Origin of the sequence: Xenorhabdus mauleonii, from assembly GCF_900113945.1 — a bacterium.
Lineage (GTDB): Bacteria > Pseudomonadota > Gammaproteobacteria > Enterobacterales > Enterobacteriaceae > Xenorhabdus > Xenorhabdus mauleonii.
In genome coordinates, this window is the sequence record NZ_FORG01000002.1 from 266,570 (window position 1) to 288,283 (window position 21,714).

Annotated in this window: 12 protein-coding genes; 6 read left to right on the forward strand and 6 right to left on the reverse strand. The window is 47.8% G+C overall.

Going from position 1 to position 21,714, the window contains the following annotated elements:
* Nucleotides 1-91 precede the first annotated feature (91 nt).
* The 6 genes from cysK to BM100_RS02665 all read left to right on the forward strand — a co-directional run bounded on the left by cysK (nt 92) and on the right by BM100_RS02665 (nt 6,650).
* A complete protein-coding gene (gene cysK, locus BM100_RS02640) occupies nt 92-1,036 on the forward strand; it encodes a cysteine synthase A (protein ID WP_092507661.1) in 945 nt (314 codons plus the stop codon).
* A gap of 451 nt (nt 1,037-1,487) precedes the next feature.
* Nucleotides 1,488-1,745, forward strand: coding sequence for a phosphocarrier protein Hpr (gene ptsH, locus BM100_RS02645; protein ID WP_092507663.1), 258 nt, complete (start codon nt 1,488-1,490; stop codon nt 1,743-1,745).
* Nucleotides 1,746-1,873: 128 nt separating this feature from the next.
* Nucleotides 1,874-3,601 carry a phosphoenolpyruvate-protein phosphotransferase PtsI gene (gene ptsI, locus BM100_RS02650; RefSeq protein WP_092507665.1) on the forward strand — a complete coding sequence of 576 codons (1,728 nt, stop codon included), beginning with the start codon at nt 1,874-1,876 and terminating at the stop codon, nt 3,599-3,601.
* A gap of 52 nt (nt 3,602-3,653) precedes the next feature.
* Complete coding sequence (gene crr, locus BM100_RS02655; protein WP_092507667.1) at nt 3,654-4,163, forward strand: PTS glucose transporter subunit IIA; 510 nt, start codon at nt 3,654-3,656, stop codon at nt 4,161-4,163.
* Between the two features lie 588 nt (nt 4,164-4,751).
* Entirely contained in the window at nt 4,752-5,048 is a 297-nt protein-coding gene (locus tag BM100_RS02660; protein ID WP_092507669.1) for a hypothetical protein, read from the forward strand.
* A gap of 51 nt (nt 5,049-5,099) precedes the next feature.
* Complete coding sequence (locus BM100_RS02665) at nt 5,100-6,650, forward strand: ABC-F family ATP-binding cassette domain-containing protein (protein ID WP_092507671.1); 1,551 nt, start codon at nt 5,100-5,102, stop codon at nt 6,648-6,650.
* 95 nt (nt 6,651-6,745) lie between these two features.
* On the opposite strand, the gene BM100_RS02670 is transcribed toward BM100_RS02665, so the two are convergent.
* The 6 genes from BM100_RS02670 to BM100_RS02690 all read right to left on the reverse strand — a co-directional run bounded on the left by BM100_RS02670 (nt 6,746) and on the right by BM100_RS02690 (nt 21,697).
* Nucleotides 6,746-7,597: a 3-hydroxyacyl-CoA dehydrogenase family protein gene (locus tag BM100_RS02670; RefSeq protein ID WP_092507673.1), complete on the reverse strand. Its 852-nt coding sequence runs from the start codon at nt 7,595-7,597 to the stop codon at nt 6,746-6,748.
* Between the two features lie 248 nt (nt 7,598-7,845).
* Nucleotides 7,846-8,517, reverse strand: a complete 672-nt coding sequence (locus BM100_RS02675) for a GNAT family N-acetyltransferase (RefSeq protein ID WP_244590547.1) — start codon at nt 8,515-8,517, stop codon at nt 7,846-7,848.
* Nucleotides 8,507-8,686 (reverse strand): hypothetical protein, encoded by a 180-nt coding sequence (locus BM100_RS22920; protein WP_175494896.1) that lies wholly within the window; start codon nt 8,684-8,686, stop codon nt 8,507-8,509. The genes BM100_RS02675 and BM100_RS22920 overlap by 11 nt, the downstream gene beginning before the upstream one ends.
* A gap of 227 nt (nt 8,687-8,913) precedes the next feature.
* Entirely contained in the window at nt 8,914-10,017 is a 1,104-nt protein-coding gene (locus tag BM100_RS02680; RefSeq protein WP_092507677.1) for a cupin-like domain-containing protein, read from the reverse strand.
* Between the two features lie 9 nt (nt 10,018-10,026).
* Nucleotides 10,027-15,144: an SDR family NAD(P)-dependent oxidoreductase gene (locus BM100_RS02685; protein WP_092507679.1), complete on the reverse strand. Its 5,118-nt coding sequence runs from the start codon at nt 15,142-15,144 to the stop codon at nt 10,027-10,029.
* A 34-nt stretch (nt 15,145-15,178) separates the two neighbouring features.
* Nucleotides 15,179-21,697 carry an AMP-binding protein gene (locus BM100_RS02690; RefSeq protein ID WP_092507681.1) on the reverse strand — a complete coding sequence of 2,173 codons (6,519 nt, stop codon included), beginning with the start codon at nt 21,695-21,697 and terminating at the stop codon, nt 15,179-15,181.
* Nucleotides 21,698-21,714: the final 17 nt, after the last annotated feature.

Consider the following 21,714-nt stretch of genomic DNA (forward strand, 5'->3'; position numbering starts at 1 on the left):
TAATAAGAATAGATTGAAACCTTATTTCCATAAATAAGATGTTAGCGTATGGTTAAACAGTATTTAACGGTATTTTAGGGGCAATCGAACAATGAGCAAAATTTATGAAGATAATTCGTTAACTATTGGCCACACCCCGCTGGTACGCCTGAAACATTTCTCCGATGGCCACATTCTGGCAAAGGTAGAATCCCGTAATCCCAGTTTCAGTGTAAAATGCCGCATTGGCGCCAACATGATTTGGGATGCAGAAAAACGCGGTATTTTGTCTAAAGATAAAGAATTAATTGAGCCAACCAGTGGCAATACTGGTATCGCACTTGCCTACGTTGCAGCCGCCCGTGGTTATAAACTGACATTGACCATGCCAGAAACCATGAGCCTTGAACGTCGCAAGCTATTGAAAGCGTTGGGCGCTAATTTGATACTGACTGAAGGCGCAAAAGGCATGAAAGGTGCCATTGATAAAGCCAACGAAATTCATGACAGCGATCCCGGCCGTTATGTACTTCTACAACAATTCAGCAATCCAGCAAACCCAGAAATCCACGAAAAAACGACCGGCCCTGAAATTTGGGAAGATACTGACGGAAACGTAGATGTTTTTGTTGCTGGTGTCGGAACCGGCGGGACTATTACGGGTGTTGCCCGCTACCTGAAAAACACACGCGGCAAGCAAGTCACAATCGTTGCGGTAGAACCAGAAGATTCACCTGTTATCAGTCAAACATTGGCAGGGGAAGAACTTAAACCAGGCCCGCACAAAATTCAGGGAATTGGTGCAGGTTTCATTCCTGATAACTTAGATTTAACATTAGTTGACCGCGTATTTAAGATCAGTAATGAAGAAGCGATTAAAACAGCACGCGAAGTTACTGAAAAAGAAGGCATTCTTTCGGGCATTTCTTCCGGTGCAGCCGTGGCCGCAGCCGTCAAATTATCGCAGGAAGATGAATACAAAGGTAAAAATATCGTCGTTATTTTGCCTTCCTCCGCTGAACGTTATCTCAGTACGGCGCTATTTTCCGATTTATGATGTGATTAAAAATCACGCTAAGTGATGTTTCATTATGATGCCAAAAAAGCGCCTTAGGGGTGCTTTTTTGTGCATCAGATCAAAGTTTAAAACTTTCTTAGATGATTTATTCAAGTAGCTTTAGTATTTAACCAGTAATTATTTTGATGCACGAAATTAATCTCCACGCTGGAGCCTGAAAGGCTATTTAACTCAGCCATTACTCAGATAGTGTGTATTAACACCTAATCAACAATTGAATGCATCAAGTTTGTTAATTTTTTGATAACGATTAATATACCCGCCGATAAACTTCAAGTGGTGATCTCAACGGAACAACGGCTTGAGTTTGACAGGGTATATCCTTTGTTCATTATCAATTTAACGATTGTACAAGCTAAAGCGAATTCAACTACACTGACTAGGATTCTCTTGGCTTCTCAACGATTATTTAAGTTATTGAGGAAATACTATGTTCCAGCAAGAAGTTACTATTACTGCACCAAATGGTCTTCATACTCGCCCTGCTGCACAATTCGTCAAAGAAGCAAAAGGTTTCTCTTCTGACATTACCCTGACTTCTGGAGGCAAATCTGCCAGTGCAAAAAGTCTGTTTAAGCTGCAAACGCTGGGGCTAACTCAAGGTACAGTTGTCACTATTGCTGCTGAAGGCGAAGATGAGCAACAAGCTGTTGAACATTTAATTAAACTGATGGGTGAGTTGGAATAATTACCTGTTTAATAAAGCCAACTTGTTTCATGCAGTCCATCCCCGGGGCAATAACATCCGGGGATAAGTAGAGCCTCCCCCTTCGAAGGCGCAATGAAAAGTAATCACCCGCAGTAAGGTCACAGAGTATGATTTCAGGTATCTTAGTATCACCAGGTATTGCTTTCGGTAAGGCACTATTGCTGAAAGAAGACCCCATCATTATTAATCAGAAAAAAATCACTCCTGAACAAGTCGAGCAAGAAATTTCCCGTTTTAAGCAAGGCCGCGATAAATCCTCCGCACAATTAGAAATCATCAGAGAAACAGCCGAGAAAAACTTGGGTGCTGAAAAGGCCGAAATCTTCGAAGGCCACATTATGTTGCTGGAAGATGAGGAACTGGAGCAGGAAATTATTACCCTGATTAAGAAAAATCTGGCAACTGCGGATTCCGCTGTTTACTCCGTCATTGAAGATCAAGCCAAAGCCCTCGAAGAACTGGATGATGAATATTTGAAAGAGCGTGCTGCTGATGTGCGCGATATCGGCAAGCGTTTGCTGAAAAATATTCTGGGCATGCCAATTATTGACTTAGGTTCCATTGAAGAAGAAGCCATTCTGGTTGCCAACGATCTGACCCCGTCAGAAACCGCACAACTTAATCTGGATAAAGTTCTGGGTTTCATCACTGACTTGGGTGGCCGTACCTCCCATACCTCTATCATGGCCCGCTCACTGGAATTACCGGCGATTGTTGGCACAACCAACGCAACCAAACAAATTAAAAACGGCAGCTATCTGATTCTGGATGCAGTCAATAATGATATCTACGTAGACCCATCTGATGCCGAAATCGAGCGACTGAAAGCCGCTAAAAATGAATACCTGACCGAAAAAGCAGAACTCGCGAAGCTGAAAGATTTACCCGCCATCACTTTGGATGGGCACCAAGTTGAAGTTTGTGCCAATATCGGTACAGTCCGTGATGTCGCTGGCGCAGAGCGCAATGGTGCAGAAGGCGTTGGTTTATACCGTACGGAATTCCTGTTTATGGATCGTGACGCCTTACCGACTGAAGACGAACAATTCGAGGCTTACAAGGCCGTTGCCGAAGCCGTTGGTAATCAAGCGATTATTATTCGTACTATGGACATCGGCGGTGACAAAGATCTGCCTTATATGAATCTGCCAAAAGAGGAAAACCCATTCCTGGGTTGGCGTGCAATCCGCATTTGCCTCGCCCGTAAAGAAATTTTACATTCTCAAGTGCGGGCTATTTTGAGGGCTTCCGCATTTGGTAAGCTACGCATCATGTTCCCCATGATCATTTCAGTTGAAGAAATACGGGAACTGAAAGCGGAAATTGCGTTACTGAAAACTCAGTTACGCAATGAAAACAAGGCATTTGATGAAGCAATTGAAGTTGGCATTATGGTGGAAACACCTGCAGCTGCAATCATTGCTCACCATCTTGCAAAAGAAGTTGACTTTTTTAGTATTGGGACGAACGATCTAACTCAGTATACTCTTGCGGTAGACCGTGGTAATGAGCTGATTTCTCATCTTTATAACCCAATGTCACCTGCCGTGTTAAACTTAATCAAGCAAGTGATTGATGCTTCACACGCAGAAGGTAAATGGACGGGCATGTGTGGTGAACTCGCTGGTGATGAACGCGCTACACTGCTGCTTTTAGGCATGGGATTGGATGAATTCAGCATGAGTGCAATATCAATTCCGCGTATCAAAAAGATCATCCGTAATACAAACTACGGTGATGCAAAAGCACTGGCGGAACAAGCTTTAACTCAGCCAACAGCACAGGAATTGATGGAGTTGGTTGATACGTTTACCAGAGAAAAAACCCTCTGCTAAACGAAGCACATTAACCAGAACACGGTCCCATTAAACAATTAGGAGAATATTCATGGGTCTGCTTGATAAATTGAAATCTCTGGTTTCAGACGATAAAAAAAACAGTGGCAGTATTGAAATTATCGCCCCATTATCCGGTGAAATAGTCAACATTGAAGATGTGCCAGATGTTGTCTTTGCCGAAAAAATTGTTGGTGATGGCATTGCGATTAAACCCGCCGGCAATAAAATTGTTGCTCCCGTTGACGGCACCATTGGTAAAATTTTCGAAACTAACCATGCGTTTTCTATCGAATCTGATAGTGGCATTGAACTATTCGTCCATTTTGGTATTGATACCGTTGAACTGAAAGGTGAAGGCTTTAAACGCATCGCCGAAGAAGGACAGCGGGTCCAAAAAGGCGATTTGGTTTTAGAGTTTGACTTAGCATTTCTGGAAGAAAGGGCTAAATCAACCCTGACTCCTGTTGTTATTTCTAACATGGATGAAATCAAAGAATTATCTAAGGTCAATGGATCTGTCGTCGTGGGTGAATCTGTTATTATGCGCATCAAAAAATAACAGCTCACCTTAAAATTAAGTAGACGATTCATACATCGCTACTATTTCACCTTTTATAAATGTCGAGTTGCGTCGAGGCAGCGAGGGAGTGAACCCCGGGAGCATAAATAACCGTAGGTTGATAAAACGGTGACCGGGGTAAACGAATACGGCCAACAAAGATGCAACTTGAAAACCACTGAGATGTCCATTTTTCTGCTTATTTAGTCTGAAATCTTTTCATTTCACATCATGGCCGTGTGGCTGTGCTGTTTTATTTATCATCGAACCCGATCACAGAACTCAAACATATTCACGACTAAAATAGCCGTTTCATGTTTCCACATTGACTTTTCTTATTTATTTGCTTAGGTTAAAAAGCAAACCACTTTTAAAAGACACTCTCTATTTTGTTATACATCTTATTCAAGAGCTTTATCAGAAGGCTGTGCTCCGTGCATGTTTCACGATGAAGTGATGCTCGGAGATAAGTGATCCAATCTTCATCAAATACACAAAAATACTCTCAGAACAGGTTGATACCCTACAGATTTCAGGTTGCATCGAGACGGCAAGAGAAAGCCCCCAAAAGCGACTGAAAGACAGCGGATGACATCGTTTTTGAAGGTATTGTTTTTTGAAGGCGCGGCTTTTGAAGACATCGCTTTTGAAGACATTGTATTTGATAACAAAGATAGAGAGCTGGCCGGTGCGGATCTTCCATCACCGGCCTTTTTATATCTGAAATTCAGATACCCCATTTCTTATACACAATGGATTTCAAGTTGCATCGCGGCAGCAAGGGGGAGCACTCCCGGGAACATAGATAACTATGTGACCGTGACCGGGGTGACCGAACGCAGCCAACAAAGCGGCAGCTTGAAAGACAAAGTGTATATTATTTAAGACGAGGGGCCGGTATTCATATCGGCCCCTCTTTTTTTTGGGATAAATATAATGAGCCTTTTATTTGTTAAAGCCCTGAATTATCAATTGCCAGATAAATGGTTATATCGTGACGCCAATTTTACTCTTAACCCTAAAGAACATATCGGGGTCACAGGAAAAAACGGCGCGGGGAAAACCACTCTGCTGCGTTTACTGCAAAATGAAATTACGCCAGATTCTGGTGAAATTTGCTGGCAGCCAAACGCCAAAATCGGCTATTTAGACCAACACGCTCATATTGATCATCACTTATCGATTCGGGATTATCTCAACACAGCATTCCAAGCCTTGTTTGATGCTGAACGTGCCATGATAGAAATTTATGAATCACCAGAAAAAAGCATGGACGAGAGTTACTTGAAACAGGCTGCTGAATGGCAAACATTACTGGAAAAACATCAATTCTACAGCCTGACGCACCGTATTGAACAAGTTGCCTTTGGTTTAGGATTGGATGTCTATGGGCTAGACACCCCGATTGGCAACCTGAGCGGTGGTCAACGTCACAAAGTCATGCTGGCTAAATTGCTGCTGGATGAAGTCTCGGTTTTGTTACTGGATGAACCGACTAACTATCTTGATTCTGTGCATATCGAATGGCTGACAAATTATTTACGGGCTTATTCCGGCGCATTTTTGGTGATTTCTCACGATATCGCCTTTTTAGACCAAATCACTCATGGTATTTGCGATATCGAACATTGCAGCATAAAAAAATACAAAGGCAATTACAGTAAGGCGATGGCCCAGAAAACGTTGGAGCAGAAAAATATCGTCAATGCCTTTGATGCTCAGCAAAAAGAGATTGCCAAGCTAAAAGCATTTATCGCCAAAAATGGAGCGGGAGTCAAAGCGAAGATTGCCAATGGGCGCAAAAAACAACTGACAAAAATGGATATAATAGAAAAACCGCAACATGATGTTGTTATTTCAGTTCAATTTGCCGCATTGCATCTCAATGCCCAGAAAATAATTAACACTCATGAACTGATTATCGGCTACCAAAACCCATTGTTACCTGCACTGAATCTACATATACAACGAGGGGAAAAAGTCGTGATTGCAGGTTTTAACGGCTTGGGTAAATCCACTCTGTTGAAAACGTTGCTTGGTCAATTAACGCCATTATCAGGGAATATTGAGCTGGCGCTGGGGATTAAATGGGGTTACTTCGCGCAAGATTTGCACTGGGATTATCCGGAAAGTACACCGATTCAGATGGTGCGTTCCGCCAACGCTTCGCTGAATGATAAAACCGCCCGGCAACAATTATCCCGGTTTCATTTATCAGGCAAAAAGATGGAACAATCGCTATTGCAACTGAGCGGTGGTGAACAAACCAAAGTGAAATTGGCGATGATAGCCGCGTCTCCGAGCAATGTGCTGATTTTGGATGAACCGACAACCCACTTGGATACCGCCATGAAAGCGGCCCTGAAAGAGGCGCTGATTGCGTATTCAGGAACCGTTGTCTTGGTATGCCATGAGGTGGATTTTGTAGAGGGTTGGCCGGATAAAGTGATAGATATGAGTAAATTGGGTTCTTACAACGCCGTTTGATAAATGTGAGAGCAGAGTTGGGACTGCGGTCCCAACTCTCAAATGAATAACACCGGCAAGCCAGGTTGCCTTAACCTGATGCGATTTCTGGACGATTAATATGTATAAAATCCCTTGCCGGATTTGCGTCCCAAATAGCCCGCATCAACCATTGTCCGCATCAGCGGGCAAACACGGTACTTGGAGTCCTGAAACATCAAGTAAAGAACATCAAGGGAATTAACTACCGTATCAATGCCGATTAAATCCGCTGTTTCCAGCGGCCCCATTTTATGGCCGAAACACCCTTTGAATATCGCATCCACATCTTCCGGCAGGGCGACACCATCTTGCACAGTGAAGGCTGCCTCATTCATAAACAAATGGGAAATCCGGTTAGAAACAAAGCCGGGGCCATCTTTCACCACAACGGCATTTTTACCCAATATGGATAACTGTTCCAAACAGCGTTCTTGGGTTTGTTCAGACGTATTCAGGCCGATAATGACCTCAACTGTTGGTTTCAAATACACCGGATTCATAAAGTGCACCCCAATAACCTGAGAGGGAGAGCGGTGGAACGAACCCAATTTAGTGATGGGAATACAGGAAGTATTTGCTGCCAATACTGCGTCGGGAGCAATAAATTCCGCCATCCGCGCATAGAGAGCTTGTTTCAGCTCAATATTTTCAGTGATGTTTTCCACGATCAACTCACAATCGGCTATCGCCTGCAAATCCTGCTGCCAAACGATATTTTGCAGAATCATTTCAGGTGTTTTTCCTTTGGCGAGCGGACTGAATAACGGCGCATAATTCGCGGTTTCCATAATACGCTCTTTGCTCTGTTCACAGGAAAGCCCATTTTTTTCGATAACAACCACATCATGCCCGCGCAGAGCACAATCGAAGGCCAAGCTGGAGCCAATATTGCCCCCGCCCACTACAGCTATTTTCATTTTTGACATAGTGACTATTTTCTTATTTGCGTGTTAGCGGTTGTTAATACCCACCCTCATCCGCGCTATTGCATTATTGGCAATAACGTGAAATTTATCGGGCACATATCGGATGAATTTCCAGTTGCCGTCATGAACGCGGCAACTGGCAAAATGAAAGGAAAGATTTCAAACTAACTGCATAGAACTGGCTGGTTGACTCATTGAGCGATTCATGGACGGAATCGCTCATGAACTGACTAGGTATCAAACATCACTCAGTTTTTCGAATCAGGGGAAACCAGCTCCCACTTACCAAACAATGTTAACCCCGAGGCTTTTGCCAACGCCACAGATGCGGAGTTATCGAGCTGGCAGCGATACTGGGGTTCATGCCCTTGAGAATAGGCAAATTTACTGATAGTGCGCACCACCTTACTGGCGTGGCCCTTGCACCGGAAAGACGCCTGCGTCAGCACACCAAGATCGGCGATTTTCGCATTATCCCAAGGATACATACTGGCAGCACAAACCAATCTGCCTTGATCAAAAGAGCCGAATACCGCCCAATGATCCAATTCCACATACGCATCATCCAGATCTTGTTCTGAAACAGCAGATTGGAAATCAGCGAAAACCTTCTCATCTCCCCCTTCTTCCAGCTTACGCAGATCACCTTCCAGCTCCTCTTGCAGCAAGATGTTCTTTTCTGCTTCAGAGAAGTAAAAAATATAATCGGCACCGTGCAGCGTAATTTCTGCTTCACTCAGTTTCTGGCGGAAAATCGACTCAGACATCGTTTCCTGATGATAAAGCCCCGCTTTTTCAGCCATCTCTGGCGTCATCACTGCCAGCACCCGACCATCCGTCGTTTCCAGAACCATAAGCCGATCACTTTCTTCCAGATTGGCGTTAGTGGCGATAGTGAGCACGTCATCACTATAAAGCACATCCCCATTTAACAAGGGAGCTTGCCAAAAATCCGTTATCGTTTTTGAAAATAAAGACATACTTCTTACTCGCTTTAGGTGAAATATCCCCTTCGTCTTTCAAGTTGCCGCTTTGTTGGCTGCGTTCACGCACCCCAGTCACATCATTGCCTATGCTTCTGGGGTACATTCTCTTGCCGCCGCAATGCGGCTTGAAATCCATTGGGTATGGGTATCTAGAAAAAGATCGCGTCTCCCGCACAGCCCGCATCACTCACGTAACCTGTTCAAGAAGGCGCAATATGTCATTATCCATCAATGCATCACGTTCAAATCAATGCACAAGACAGACAATCAGATTGTTCATTTCCCATTCAGAAGTCAAATGATCATTAATAATGAAACAACCGTTAACCATTACGTCATGCTAGAAAGAATATTACGCTGATAAATGCGCTCGAATTCAGGAACAGCCGCAATCGGGGCATTGGCTATCCAACCGTGCCCCCGCTGGCTTTTGAAATCAAAATAGTCGCGGTATTCCGCATTGGTGAGAAAATTATAAGTTAAAGAAATGCTGGGCGATAAAGTATGTACTTCATGGGACAACCCTTTCGGGATCAGCATAATTTCCCCCGGCAACAGGTCAAATTGCCAGATACGATCTTTCTGCCGGCCCTGACGGGCGGATTGCTGCATAATCGATGAGTCCACCGATGGCGATAAATCAGCGTGCCCTTCTGCGGTATTCCTGACCACATCTTCCAGTGATTCAGAAAAAATCCAGCCCGCTTTTCGACCGACCACTTGGCACAGCACCGCATTGGTTCTCATGCCATCGACATGCAAGCGAGTACATGCTCCCGGTGCGGAGAAATAAAGTCCCCAATCCTGACACATACGCTTGTTGGGATGAAGGGAACCAACCTGAACCCAAGGGATCTTATAACCGCTTTCAGGCAGAAAATAAGGCCGTTGCCAATGATCCTGAATGCGTTGGAACGCCAGAAAGCTAAATGAATCCGTTTTTACCCGATGACCCAATCCCCACGTGAATAACAGATGTTTAAGGAATGAATCGTAGGTGTAACGGAGATAATCCAGATCATTGCCCATTTCGCCCAATTCAACCGCAGGCAATGAGGCGATTTCCTGTAAATAAGTACGCAACTCAACGTTACTTTTCGGTTTAAAGCCCGCATCCTGCAACTGCACGGACATGTTGCCGAATTCCTTGGCAAAGTAATCAAAATTCCAGAGTTGCTTTGCCTGCCAATCCTTCAAACCATCCGCCACAATCACGGGTTCTTTTTTCATCAAATAACGTTCACTGAACTCAGCGACCGAAATACCCGTGACTTTCTCCACCGTTTGGTATTCCGCTGATTCAAGGCGCACCAATGCATCACGGCTCTCCTTCTCTCGCTGTATTTTCTTGCTGCGCCGATAAATGCTGACTTCTTCGTGAGCCCACATTGCAATATCACCGAGCGCATTCCAGGTTGTGCCGAAAAAACTCATTTTTTCCCCCTAAAAATTAAACTCTGAATCGACATCCTGATCATTTACCTGAGCGGATGCCATTGATGCATAGCCATAATTGAGATTTGTAAGCAGTTCCTTTATTGCCGCATCAGGATCTGCAATGACTTCATCTATCAACGTAAAGAAGTAATCAAATACGGCCGCCATAGTTTCTTCACTGAACATATGGCGACGGAATTGAAGGGTACAGTCAAAAGCATGTTGGGTTTCAGACACATCCATCGCCAAATCGAACTTGGCGGTCTCCAGCGTCAATTCAAGCCGGGAAAACGCATTTCCCTCCTCAAGCACATTTTCCCCTGCGAGCTCATTCCCCCCGTTCAGGCTCAATGGCAGATAACCGAATATCACATCAAACAACGGATGTTTCCCCTGACGGCTCTGGAAATCACTCTCCGCACTGAGATCTTCCAGCAGTGCACTCATCGGATAGGTTTGATAAGGCACACTTTCCGCCCACTGAGCATTCAGCTCCAGCAAATAATCCGCCATCGTGGCCTCTGCCTCTGGCTCCATTTTCAGGGCCAGCATATTGACGAGATAACCGACCAGTGCCAATTCTTCCGGCTGCATGCGCCCGGTGACCGGAACACCCAGCAAGAACGAGTCAGTTCGGGCAATTTTCGTCATCAAGACACCAAATACCCCAAGGAAAAAGATAAACGGTGAGAGGCCAAGCTCATCACAAAGTTGTTTTACTTCCGCACTGGTTTGCAATGGAAGGCTTTTATCCACCGTGATCCCGTGATGATTTTCGGCATCGTTACGCCAATCCCAGCGATAATCATCCACCACCGGTAATGACAAGGGTGCCGGCAGAGGCAACAAATTGGCGAGCCAGTAGGCTTTATCTTTCCGTGCCTTATCTTCACTGTCGGTATCCTGCCTGTAGCGCCGGTAGGCGGCGAAACTATACTCCGGAGCAGGAAGGGTCTGTCCCTGCAACAAACGTCGAAAATCTTCAGTCAGGATCCCCAGAGATACGGCGTCACATACAATGTGATGGACAACAATCAACACTTGGTGAAATGGCGCTGAACCAGATCCGGTGATAATCAGGGCGCGGATGGGCAACTGGTTATGCAGGTCGAAAGGCATATTGGCGAACTGTTCGAAGCAAGCTAAATTATCGTGCTCCGTTTCCCCCGTGTCACGCACCGATACACTCACTTTGGCATCAAGCTGGGGCAGCATCATCAAATCAGCGCCCTGTCTTTCAAACAGGCACTTCAATACCGGATGCCTGTCAACCACCCGCTCGATTGCCCCTGCGATGGCAGCCGGACTGAATGAAAGCGGGCATCGAAATGCGATTGGCATGTTGTAGCTGCCATTGGCAAATGTTGTCTGGTGGATATACAGCAAATCCTGATCTGCGCTGGCGATAATCGGCCCGGACAAATCAACGGACGGTAAAACCGGATGGAAGGTGCTCTGTTCACTGGAAAACTGCCGTTCAATCTCACGGATGGTGGGTTGGGCAAAAAACGCTTGAATAGCAACGCGCTTACCGAGTTTTTTATACACTTTCTCTGCCATCACGATAGTTTTCAGGCTATCCCCTCCCAGCTCCATAAATTTGTCATCAATCCCCATGTTATCGACGCCGAGAATGTGACTCCAAATTGCCGCTATTTCCTTCTGCACCTCATTGACTGCCGGCTGATAAACAGACGTCAGCGTGTTTGGTCTGGGTTTCAATTTGATGCGGTTGACCGTTTGCGGCTTGCTTCCTCCATTGGCTGCCCGCCGGCCTCCCCAAGCATACAATCTGTCCATAAATTGCCCTGCGGAGAATATTTTCTGGTTTTCACGATCGTATTCACGCAAGCTGCGTTCGAACAGGGCAGGAAACTCCGCAGCAGAAAGTGCAACTTCATTTACCCCCCAAGTCAGTTCATTCCCCCGACGTTCTCCGTCAAAATGAACCGTTTCCCAGTTCACCACAATCCAACGGGGGCTTTGCGGCCGCAGGTTTTGTCTTCGCGCCCAACCATCCAGAAACAGGTTCGCTGTAGCGTAGGGGGCATGCGCAATCCCGCCAAAAAATGCCGACATCGATGAAGTAACAAAGCAATATTCGACCGGCTTGTGCTCAAAAATCTTGTGTTCAAACACCTTGGCAAGCACTTCCGCCACTTGCGCTTTCGGTCTGAGTTGCGCGTGATAATGACCCGCATTGAGCTGTGCCAATGGTGAAAACGAATCGCCATCAGTCACCCCGGCGGCATGAATAACCGTGTGAATATCCCCCAAACGCTGGCGAATAGACTCAAACAATGCCAACGCCTCTGCTTCGGTTTCCAGCGCATAGGGGAAAATTTCCACTGCACCGGCACCTGCTTCCCTCAGTTCAGCCTGTAAGCGTTGCATCGCCGGAGTTTCTGCGCCCTGACGGCTGACTAGCGCCAAGCGCCCCTGAAAACGCTGCGCTATTACCTGCGCCATTGCTTTGCCCATTCGGCCACCTGCCCCGGTGATGACATAGGTTTTCCCCATAAAATGGGATTCATCCACCACCTCGTTTTCTTCAACATCAGGGCAGCGGAAATCTTCCACGAACAACCCTTCGGCACTCAGTTTAAGCGGGCCATGCAGTGATGTTTGCAACAGTCTGGTCAGTGAATTTCTGATCAATGGATCCGGCAACCAATGTGCATTGGGGGTCAATTCGTTTGTATGCTGCAAATTCTGTACATTCTGTAAATGCAGAAATGCGCAAGTAATACCGGGGATCTCTTGCGGCATAACCAGCGCCAATGCCTTAAGTGCCGCTTCCGTCAGGGATGATTCCGCCAAGTCGCCGTTATCCCTGACCATATCCGGCAAAACCAAATAAATATGCACGGACGTCAAGGCAGAAAAATCCGTTTCCGCCAGCGCTTTGCCCCATTCAGATAAAATGTGCAGCGAATCTGCCGCAAAAGAAAAACTGTTCGGCGGAAAGGCAAGTGACAACACCAGAGAGGAATTTTTTGGCTGCTCACCAGACAGTGCTGTCAGTGCGCTCCGAATTTGCACCGGGCAGCGCATATCCAGTCTGGTCACTGCAACCTGATTGTTATCGACCCAATCATTTGATGTCGCTGCCAGAGATTGATCAAGCAGTAAGACAGCATGGGAATTAGCCTCTTTTGGCGCCAGTTTCGGCAGGCGAACTGATTTCCAGAATGGCAGCAATAACCCTGACGCATTTTTAGATAAGTTTTTGCCTTCTGGCGTTGTAATGAGATTGCCGATTTGCATCCAAGTTTTGTCTGTAATATGCCCCGTGCCATGTTCTTCACGCAGGAAAGCATATCCGGGCACCTCCATGAGAGGCTGCCCTTGGTAAGCAACTGACAATATCTCCGCAGGCTCTTTGGCCTGGCCGGAAATCCAATGCGTGACCGCCTGTTTACTCTCTTGTTGAAAATCGGGTTGTTGAAGGCCAAGCGGCAAGAAATCAAGGCACAGCGCCAAAATATCCCCGTCTTCCCCCATGTCCAGATAAGCTTTAATTTGCTGCATCAAAGTAAATTTTGAATCAGCCACAAACATCACCCGACATGGGAAGCTATGCCGTTTGCTCAGGGTATGGGATAACGCGGGCAAATCCAGATGGGTTTGTAGCACCAGCCACCGGGATACAGCTTCCAATTGCTGCGCCAGTGAAGCCTTATTTTTCGCGGAAAATGGGAAGAAGCAGACTGAGGCGGCCGTCTCCCCATCCTGCGAAACCGTATCATCCAAGCTCAGGGGAACATTATTCAAGGGAACATTAGCGTTCGGAGAAAGATATTGTTGCAGCACTACATGCGCATTGGTTCCGCCAATGCCAAAACTGCTCACCCCGCCCGTCCTCAATTTTCCGGCTTGTGGCAGCCACGGTTCCGCTTGTGTGTTGATATAAAACGGGGATTGATCAAATTCCAGTTGCGGATTCGGATGCTGGAAGTGCAGTGTCGGCGGAATGATGCCATGCCGGAGCGCCAGTACCATTTTGATAAAACCAGCAATGCCGGCGGCTGAATCCAAGTGTCCGATATTGGTTTTTACTGCGCCCAAGGCGCACTGATTTAATGCTCCCGTGTTTTTATCGGCCACTTTGCCTGCATTGAAAACCTCGCGCAACGCCATGAATTCAATGCTGTCACCCAACGCTGTCGCTGTGCCGTGGCATTCAATAAAATCCAAATCTGCGGCATCCAGCTCTGCCATTTGCAACGCAGAACGGATCACTTCCGCCTGCCCCTTCACACTCGGCGCGGTATAACCTACCTTGCGGGCGCCATCATTATTGATGGCAGAACCTTTGAGGATTGCCCAAATAGGGTCATTATCTGCAATCGCATCCCCTGCCCGACGCAACACCACCGCCCCCAAGCCACTCCCGAACACACTGCCGGTTGCATCTCGATCAAATGCCCGGGTCTGCCCGTCTTTTGAAAACAGCATGCCATCCTGATAAAGATGACCATTTTGTTGCGGCAACAACAGACTGACACCCCCAGCCACCGCAAAATCACATTCACCACTGAGCAGGCTTTGCACAGCCTGATGCACACTGACCAAGCTGGTCGAGCATGCTGTCTGGAGAGTAAAACTGGGGCCTTCCAGTCCCAGTTTCCAAGAAATCAGCGTACTCATGGCATCTTTATTGGCTAATTGCGAAGCCAAAAAACCACCGACATTCTCAACCTGTTCCGACAACATCGCCTGCATTGTCCATTGCACAGTACTGCGGGCGCCCAAAAACAGCCCGATATTGCGCCCCCGCTTGTCCGGATCAATACCGGCATTCTCCAACGCGTGCCAGACACACTGCATCATCAAACGGGTTTGTGGATCTAAAAGCGCGGCCTCTGCCTGACTATAGCCAAAGAACTCCGCGTCAAAATAATTCGCCCCGGCCAACACTCCATTGACCGGCACAAAATCGATATTGCGTATCTTGCTGATATCATGCCCTGCCTGAACCAGTTCCTCTTCCGTAAAGCGAGAGATCCCCTCCTCGCCCATCAACAAATTCCGCCAAAACTCGTTGCTGTCTTCAGCCCCCGGAAAACGACCTGACAACCCAACCACTGCGATATCCAAATCTTCTCTTATTTCTGTATTCATGATCCCTTACCTTGTTCTAAGCCTGTACTCTCAGTTACATAAAATTGTCAGGTGATAATTGCTTAATAAATTCAGCGTGACTGCCGCGGCAACGGTGGACAGCACAATGAGCAGAACGACGCTCTTCCAGTTGCTGCGTCAGTCCGGCAATGCTTTCGGCGTCTGCGTCATCAGAAAAAAACATCTCAACGGGAATAACGGGAATAGAATTCAATGACAGAGCAAGTACTCGCTCATAGAATGTTTGGCTTTCAAGGAGTTGATGCTGTAGCCAATAATGGTGCCACTCTTGGTAGAGAGCCGGAGATGCCTGCCGTAATGCCCCGGCATCAATATCAGCCCCTATTTCACGACTGATTCCGGCCTGATGATTCATGTCGCGGAATGCCTGCATAAAATCCGCATACAATACATCGCCGTCAAATACATCGGTTTTCAGATTTGGATCGAAAAACACCAGCTTATCGATTCGCTTCAACAAATCATCTTGTGCCAAAGACATCTGTGACAACAATGCGGCCAACATTTCAGCACCAAGGGAATAGCCGCCCAACCAAAGTGGCCGTGACGAGGAATTTTCCTGTGCTTTCAGATGTGACGCCAACGTGCTCAATAACATCGCTTTGAACGCTGATTCAGACATGTCTTCAGTGACAGCCGGCTGAACTGTCAATACAGAAACCGTTACCCGACCAGCCAAATTATTCGCCAAAGCCTGTAACTCCACCAATCCCCCTAACGCGGGCGGCAGCAACAGCAATTTGGGAAGCGCCGGAGCATCCATGTTCAGGCAGCGCTCCTCCATCTGGGCATCAGGGGCTACAGCAGGATTGCTAACATGGCCTTGCCGTGATTGGATTAATGACCACTGTTCACCAAGGGTGGCATGGCGGAATACATCGACAGGACTGAACATGACATCAAACAAAGTTTCCAACTGACTGGCCAGACGAACGGCACTCAGGGAAGAACCCGATATCAGGAAGAAATCAGAATTCAGTGTCAGCGCACCTTTATAGCCCAGACATTTTCTCCAGCAATCCATCAATTTTTGCAGGTTTTCATCTGCGGCCGGATCTTGTTCTCCCTGTATTTGCTGCTCACTTTCCAGCCATTGATGAAATAAAGCCACAATCTGTTGTCTGTCCATTTTGCCGACATCAGTACGGGGTAAACTTTCTACTGAAAATAGTGCCGATGGCAGGTGAGAACGCGGATAGTGACGAGCCAAATATTGTTGCAGACCAGATTGAATATGTTCCTGCCCTGCGTTGCTTTCGCCTTCAATCGCCAGCACCAAACAGGCTTCAGGCGTTCCGGCAAAAGCCACCGCCGCCCCCGCCGCAATAACACCCGAATACTGTCTGGCCCGATTTTCCAACTCACCCAAGCCAATAAAATTGCCGCGAACTTTACAGCTGTCATCCATGCGCCCCTTGAGATAAAACAGGCCGCTTTTGTCCGCCATCACCAAATCACCGGTACGGAAGAAAAAGCCCTGCTCATCCTGACCAAATTTACTGGCGGTCAGAATCGGATCTTTCAGGTAGCCATGATGTTCAAAGTCACCATAGATAACCAACTCTCCCCACTGACCGGCGCGGAGTCGGATGCCATTTTTATCAACAATGGCAAACGCCACATGCTCAAAGGGGGTTCCGATGGACAGCGCGGTATCAGAGGCCAGCCGCGCGCAATCGACCATAGAAACAGCGATGCACGTTTCCGTCGGGCCATAACTGTTCCAAATTTGTGTCTTGTCGAGTAATTGATCGATATCTCCGGCAACCAAGAAATCACCACCACTGATACACACCTTGGGCAACGGCCCCAGATCTGGCATACGGTTCCACGCGGAGAAAAGCGCCGGGGCCGCAGAAATGACATCTGGACGATAACGGCGCAAAAATTCGTTTGCTTTGCGCTCATCCAATAGACTGTAGCGATCGGCAATAACGCTCGTTCCCTGCAATGCCCAAGCCAACAGGATTTCTTCAATGTGGCCATCAAAACTGGGAGAGAACTGCTGAACTACGCGCACGCCCTGCTGTGCATGTGCCTGCGATTGATTTGCTTGCAGCGCCTCATTCAGCGACAGCCTATTGATAAGGGAATCCACATACTGCGCCGCTGTATTTGCTGTGACACAAATCCCTTTTGGCCGTCCGGTCGTGCCGGAGCTATACAGTATCCATGCAATGGGATTGTCCTCGCAGGATTTGGCACTGTGAAAATCACGCCAATCCATCGCCACCGTTCCGGCTCCTGCACTGATATCCATATTCACCACCAAATCCGGTTCTGCGTGGTGAATGACTTCTTTAATGCGTTCTTCCGGAGTCTCTATTTCCAACGCCAGATAGGTTGTATGTGTCAGCAAGCAGGCAGCCAGAAACGCCTGCATCTGGCTGCCTGCCCAGCCAAGAATGAGGGCCTTGCGTATTGAGGCTGTATTCAGCATCTGGGCATAAGAGGCAGTTAATTCAGCAAATTCTTCCCACGTGACAATGTCTTCATTGTCAATCACGGCCGGACGCTCGCCCAATGTCCGGAACGCAGCCAACAACATGGCATTGATAGGTGTGTACGATGCGCGTCGTTGCACCGGACGAAACGCTTGCTGCTCTTCTGCGCCGGGCGCAATTAATGTATTGACCTGCAACGCAGAAGGAGAATGATGCAGAATCTGCTGCAAGATAGCCTGATAGCTGTTTGCCATCGCCGCCAGTTGCGGTTCAGAGAAGACATCAGACTGAGATTCCAGAACCAACCGGCAACTGTGTTCAGAATGAATGACGGAAAGATTGAGCGGGCCGTGCACTTCTTTCGCCAAATCTTCCTTATCCAGTTCCGCATATATCCCTGTGCCCATCTCATCTGCGACATCCATGTAAACATAAGAAACATTCAGCAGTGGGTTACTGCCGAACACACGTGGATCGCTGCTCAACAATGAGAAGGCTTCTTCAACCGGATAAAATAAGTGCTCCGCGGATTGCCATTGCTCATCCGTCAATTGTTTGACCAATTGCTCAAAAGAACCGGCAGGTTTATCAAAACGAAATGCACAGGGAAAGAGGGAGACGAACATACCCACCGTATCCAGTGCGTGTTTTGGGCGCAATGCATTGGCGACGGAGATGGAAAACACATCACTGCACCCCTCACGGGCGACAGTAAGTCCCCATACTGACAAGAAGAACATGGCCGGGGTGATATTTAATGTGTAGCACAACTGCTGTACTGCGACTTTATCCTCGGCCGATAAATCCCAAGACATCAACCCCATATTCCAGCCGGCGTCTACCGCACCATGCCCGAATGGGTCAAATTCCAGGCCAGTCATATAATCTTTCCAGAATGCCTCAGCCTGTTCCCAGATAGGGTGTTTGCGGGCTTCCGCCAATGCCGTGGCATAGTGTCTGTAACTCAGTGCAACGGGAGGGAGCGGAATTTGCTTCAACACGTGTTCAAATTCTCTCAGGAGAATTTCCAGTGAAGGCTTATCCACCAAGATATGATGGATTTGCAACTGCAAGCAGGCTTGTTGCGTGTTCACATTCTGCAAATGCCCTCTCACCAGCGGGCCTTCTTCCAAATCGAAAGGCTGCCCCTGCACTTGCTGCCACTGTTGCAGATCATCAAACAGTACCTGCTCCACGTTCAGTGACGGCAATATTTCCGCATAGGGAACGCCTTCATCGTCGATGCGATATCGGCTGCGCAAAATATCGTGGCGATCCAACAACGTCTGCAATGCCTGTTTTGCCGCCTCCGCAGAAATTGCATCTGATAAGGGAATTTCCAACGGCAACTCAAAAACCCGTGATTCCGGGTTCAGCCGATACTCTGCATAGAGGCGGGCTTCTTGGGCTGACAACACCCCACGCCCATCAGTTGAAATCGCAGCAGGCATTTCCAGCAAATGCCAGAAATTATCTGCCTCGTCCCTTTCATCGCCGGCACTATTTCTGTCGATAAATTCCGCCAGCATTTCTATCGTGTCGTTTTTGAAAAACTCCGGCAACGTCATCTGTGAACCAAAATGTTGCTGGATATCCACCAGCACCTTGACTGCCCGCAACGAATGCCCGCCCAGAGAGAAAAAGCTCTTCTTCACTGACAGCGCTTCAACCTCCAGTTCCAAATGCTGCCCCCAACACGCCGCCAGCCATTCTTGCGTGGCCCCAATGGGGCGGGCATTTTCATCGCGAGCCATTGTGCCAAGCCTCTGTTTCAGTGCTTGCCTGTCCAATTTACCCGTGCTCGTCAACGGCAATTCCGTTATCAGAACAATTTGGCTCGGCACCATATAAGCCGGCATCCGTCCCAGCAATGCTTGTCTGATATGCTGCTCATTCACCGACGGCCCCGCCGGAACAATAAAGGCGCCCAGCAGCGCGTGTTGCCGTTTATCTTCCAGGCTTATCACCGCCGCTTCGGACACCATCGGCAGATCCAGCACATTTTTTTCGACAGCATCCAACTCGATGCGAAAACCGTTTACTTTCAGTTGGCGATCGCGCCGCCCGAGAATTTCGATTTCACCCTGCGTATTCCAGCAGCACAGATCCCCGCTGCGATAATATCTCCCTGTCAGCCACTCCGTATTCAGGTTGATAAATGCCTTCTCAGTCAGATCGGGGCGATTGAAGTAACCCGCGCCGACACCAACGCCCCCTATCAGCAATTCCCCCTGTACTCCAACGGGGCAAAGCTCCAATGTATCGGGAAAGACCACGGCACATTGGCACCCGCCAAATGGCTTGCCGATCGTTATTTTTTGGTCATTGCGCACAATGGGTAAATAGGTCGTGAGGACGCCTGTTTCACTTGGGCCATAGACGTTAAATAACTGGTAATTATTCTTCTGCAACGTCCGGAGGTTTTCACCGCCAAAATAGAGTTGCTGCAATGAAGGAATATCCCCCAACTCCATAATATCTTCGGCAAATACGGTCGTGGTAAACAGCAGGTCAATCTGTTTTTCCCGCAAGAATTCGACACATTTTTTCGCATCGATGCGGGCGTCTTCCGGAGCAATGACCAAGACAATGTCTTGCGTCAGAAACTGAACGCACTCCAGTACGAAATAATCAAACGAATGGTTGGAGACAGAGGCAATGCGTGAACCCACTGAGCGATACAGCTCATGCATCTCCGCACTGATATTGAGCAATGCCCTGTGCGTGTTGAGACTGCCTTTCGGCTTGCCTTCACTGCCGGAGGTCATGACAGCACACAAAGGCGCATCGGGGCTGACGGATTCCCCTTTGCGCAGCAATTCCGTCAATGACGCCGAATGTGAGATATCGGCCATTGCTGCCAAAGAAGCGGGCTGGTACTCAGGCAGCATAATCACCCGACATCCCTGCTGGCGGAAAAATGCCGCCAGTTGGGAATGCTCTTCCTGCAACAGTACCGTTTTGGTCTGCTGCAATGCGATGATATCCAATAACTGCCTTTCCGGAACGCTATTCGACTGTATGCAAAACGGCTTGCCAATACGGATGCACGCCATCGCAGCAAGCGTGATCTCAACGCCCTTGGCACCGACAATCAGCACACAATCCCCCAACGAGGCCCATTCAGGCAATTGGGGATCCAGCAGCAATCGCTCCGTATATTGTGCCAGTTGCCGAAAACTCACGCTTTGCTCATCCACTTCCAGACAGTGCCTGTCAGCCCTGTCACGGATAGAGGCAGTGATCGCCTGTGCGACATTTTGATATTGCGGTGGTTGCATGGGTTGCTGCGCGGATAAAGCGCGCACCCGTTCTTGTTCCTGCGGCGTGATCCACTGCATGGATGCAAGCGGTGCAGCCGGATCAGACACCATGCTGCCCAACAAGAGAATCAAGCGTTCCATCAACAGCTCAATTAACTCAGGAGCCACAACGCAGGGATTAAAACGCACATGCAGTTCAGTTTTTTCAGGGCGGGCATGGCACCAGAGACTCAATGAATAGTGCCCGGCTTCCATTTTATTCCGGATCTCTTCATCAAATCCGCCCGCCACAAAAGGCAACTGAGTCTCCGAATAGCCCACCAGCACTTGAGGTAACTGGGAAAGGGCAGACGATGCCGTCTTTGGCGGCAAACCCGCTGTTAAAGCAGCGACCTGCTTCCATTGGATAAGCTCATCACCAAACCAGGTTTTGACTGGTTGTTCCGCCCTGTTTTCCGTCAGGTTCCATTTGGTCGGGACGAGATAACCGCCCTCAATTGAGGGATGGTTTCCCGCCGCTCCAGTTTCCCCCAAAATCCACAGCAAGCTGCTTTCAGGTTCATGACAATGCAAAAATGCGAGATATTTTATGCAGGCAGAAAACAGCGACAAACGGTGCAGCGGAGAAGCGGCCGCCATAGTAAAAATTCTGTTGTTAAGTTTTTCAGGCAGAGGGAACGGGAGAGTGACGCAATCCGTCTTTGATACAGACTGTGCCGCCACAAAAAAGGGGCACCCCTGATATTCCGTATCCAATTGTTGCTGAACATACTCTTTTAATGCTTGTTTTTTTGCGTTCATCGCAATGGGATCATTAGTGAACATTTCTCAATTTCCTATTT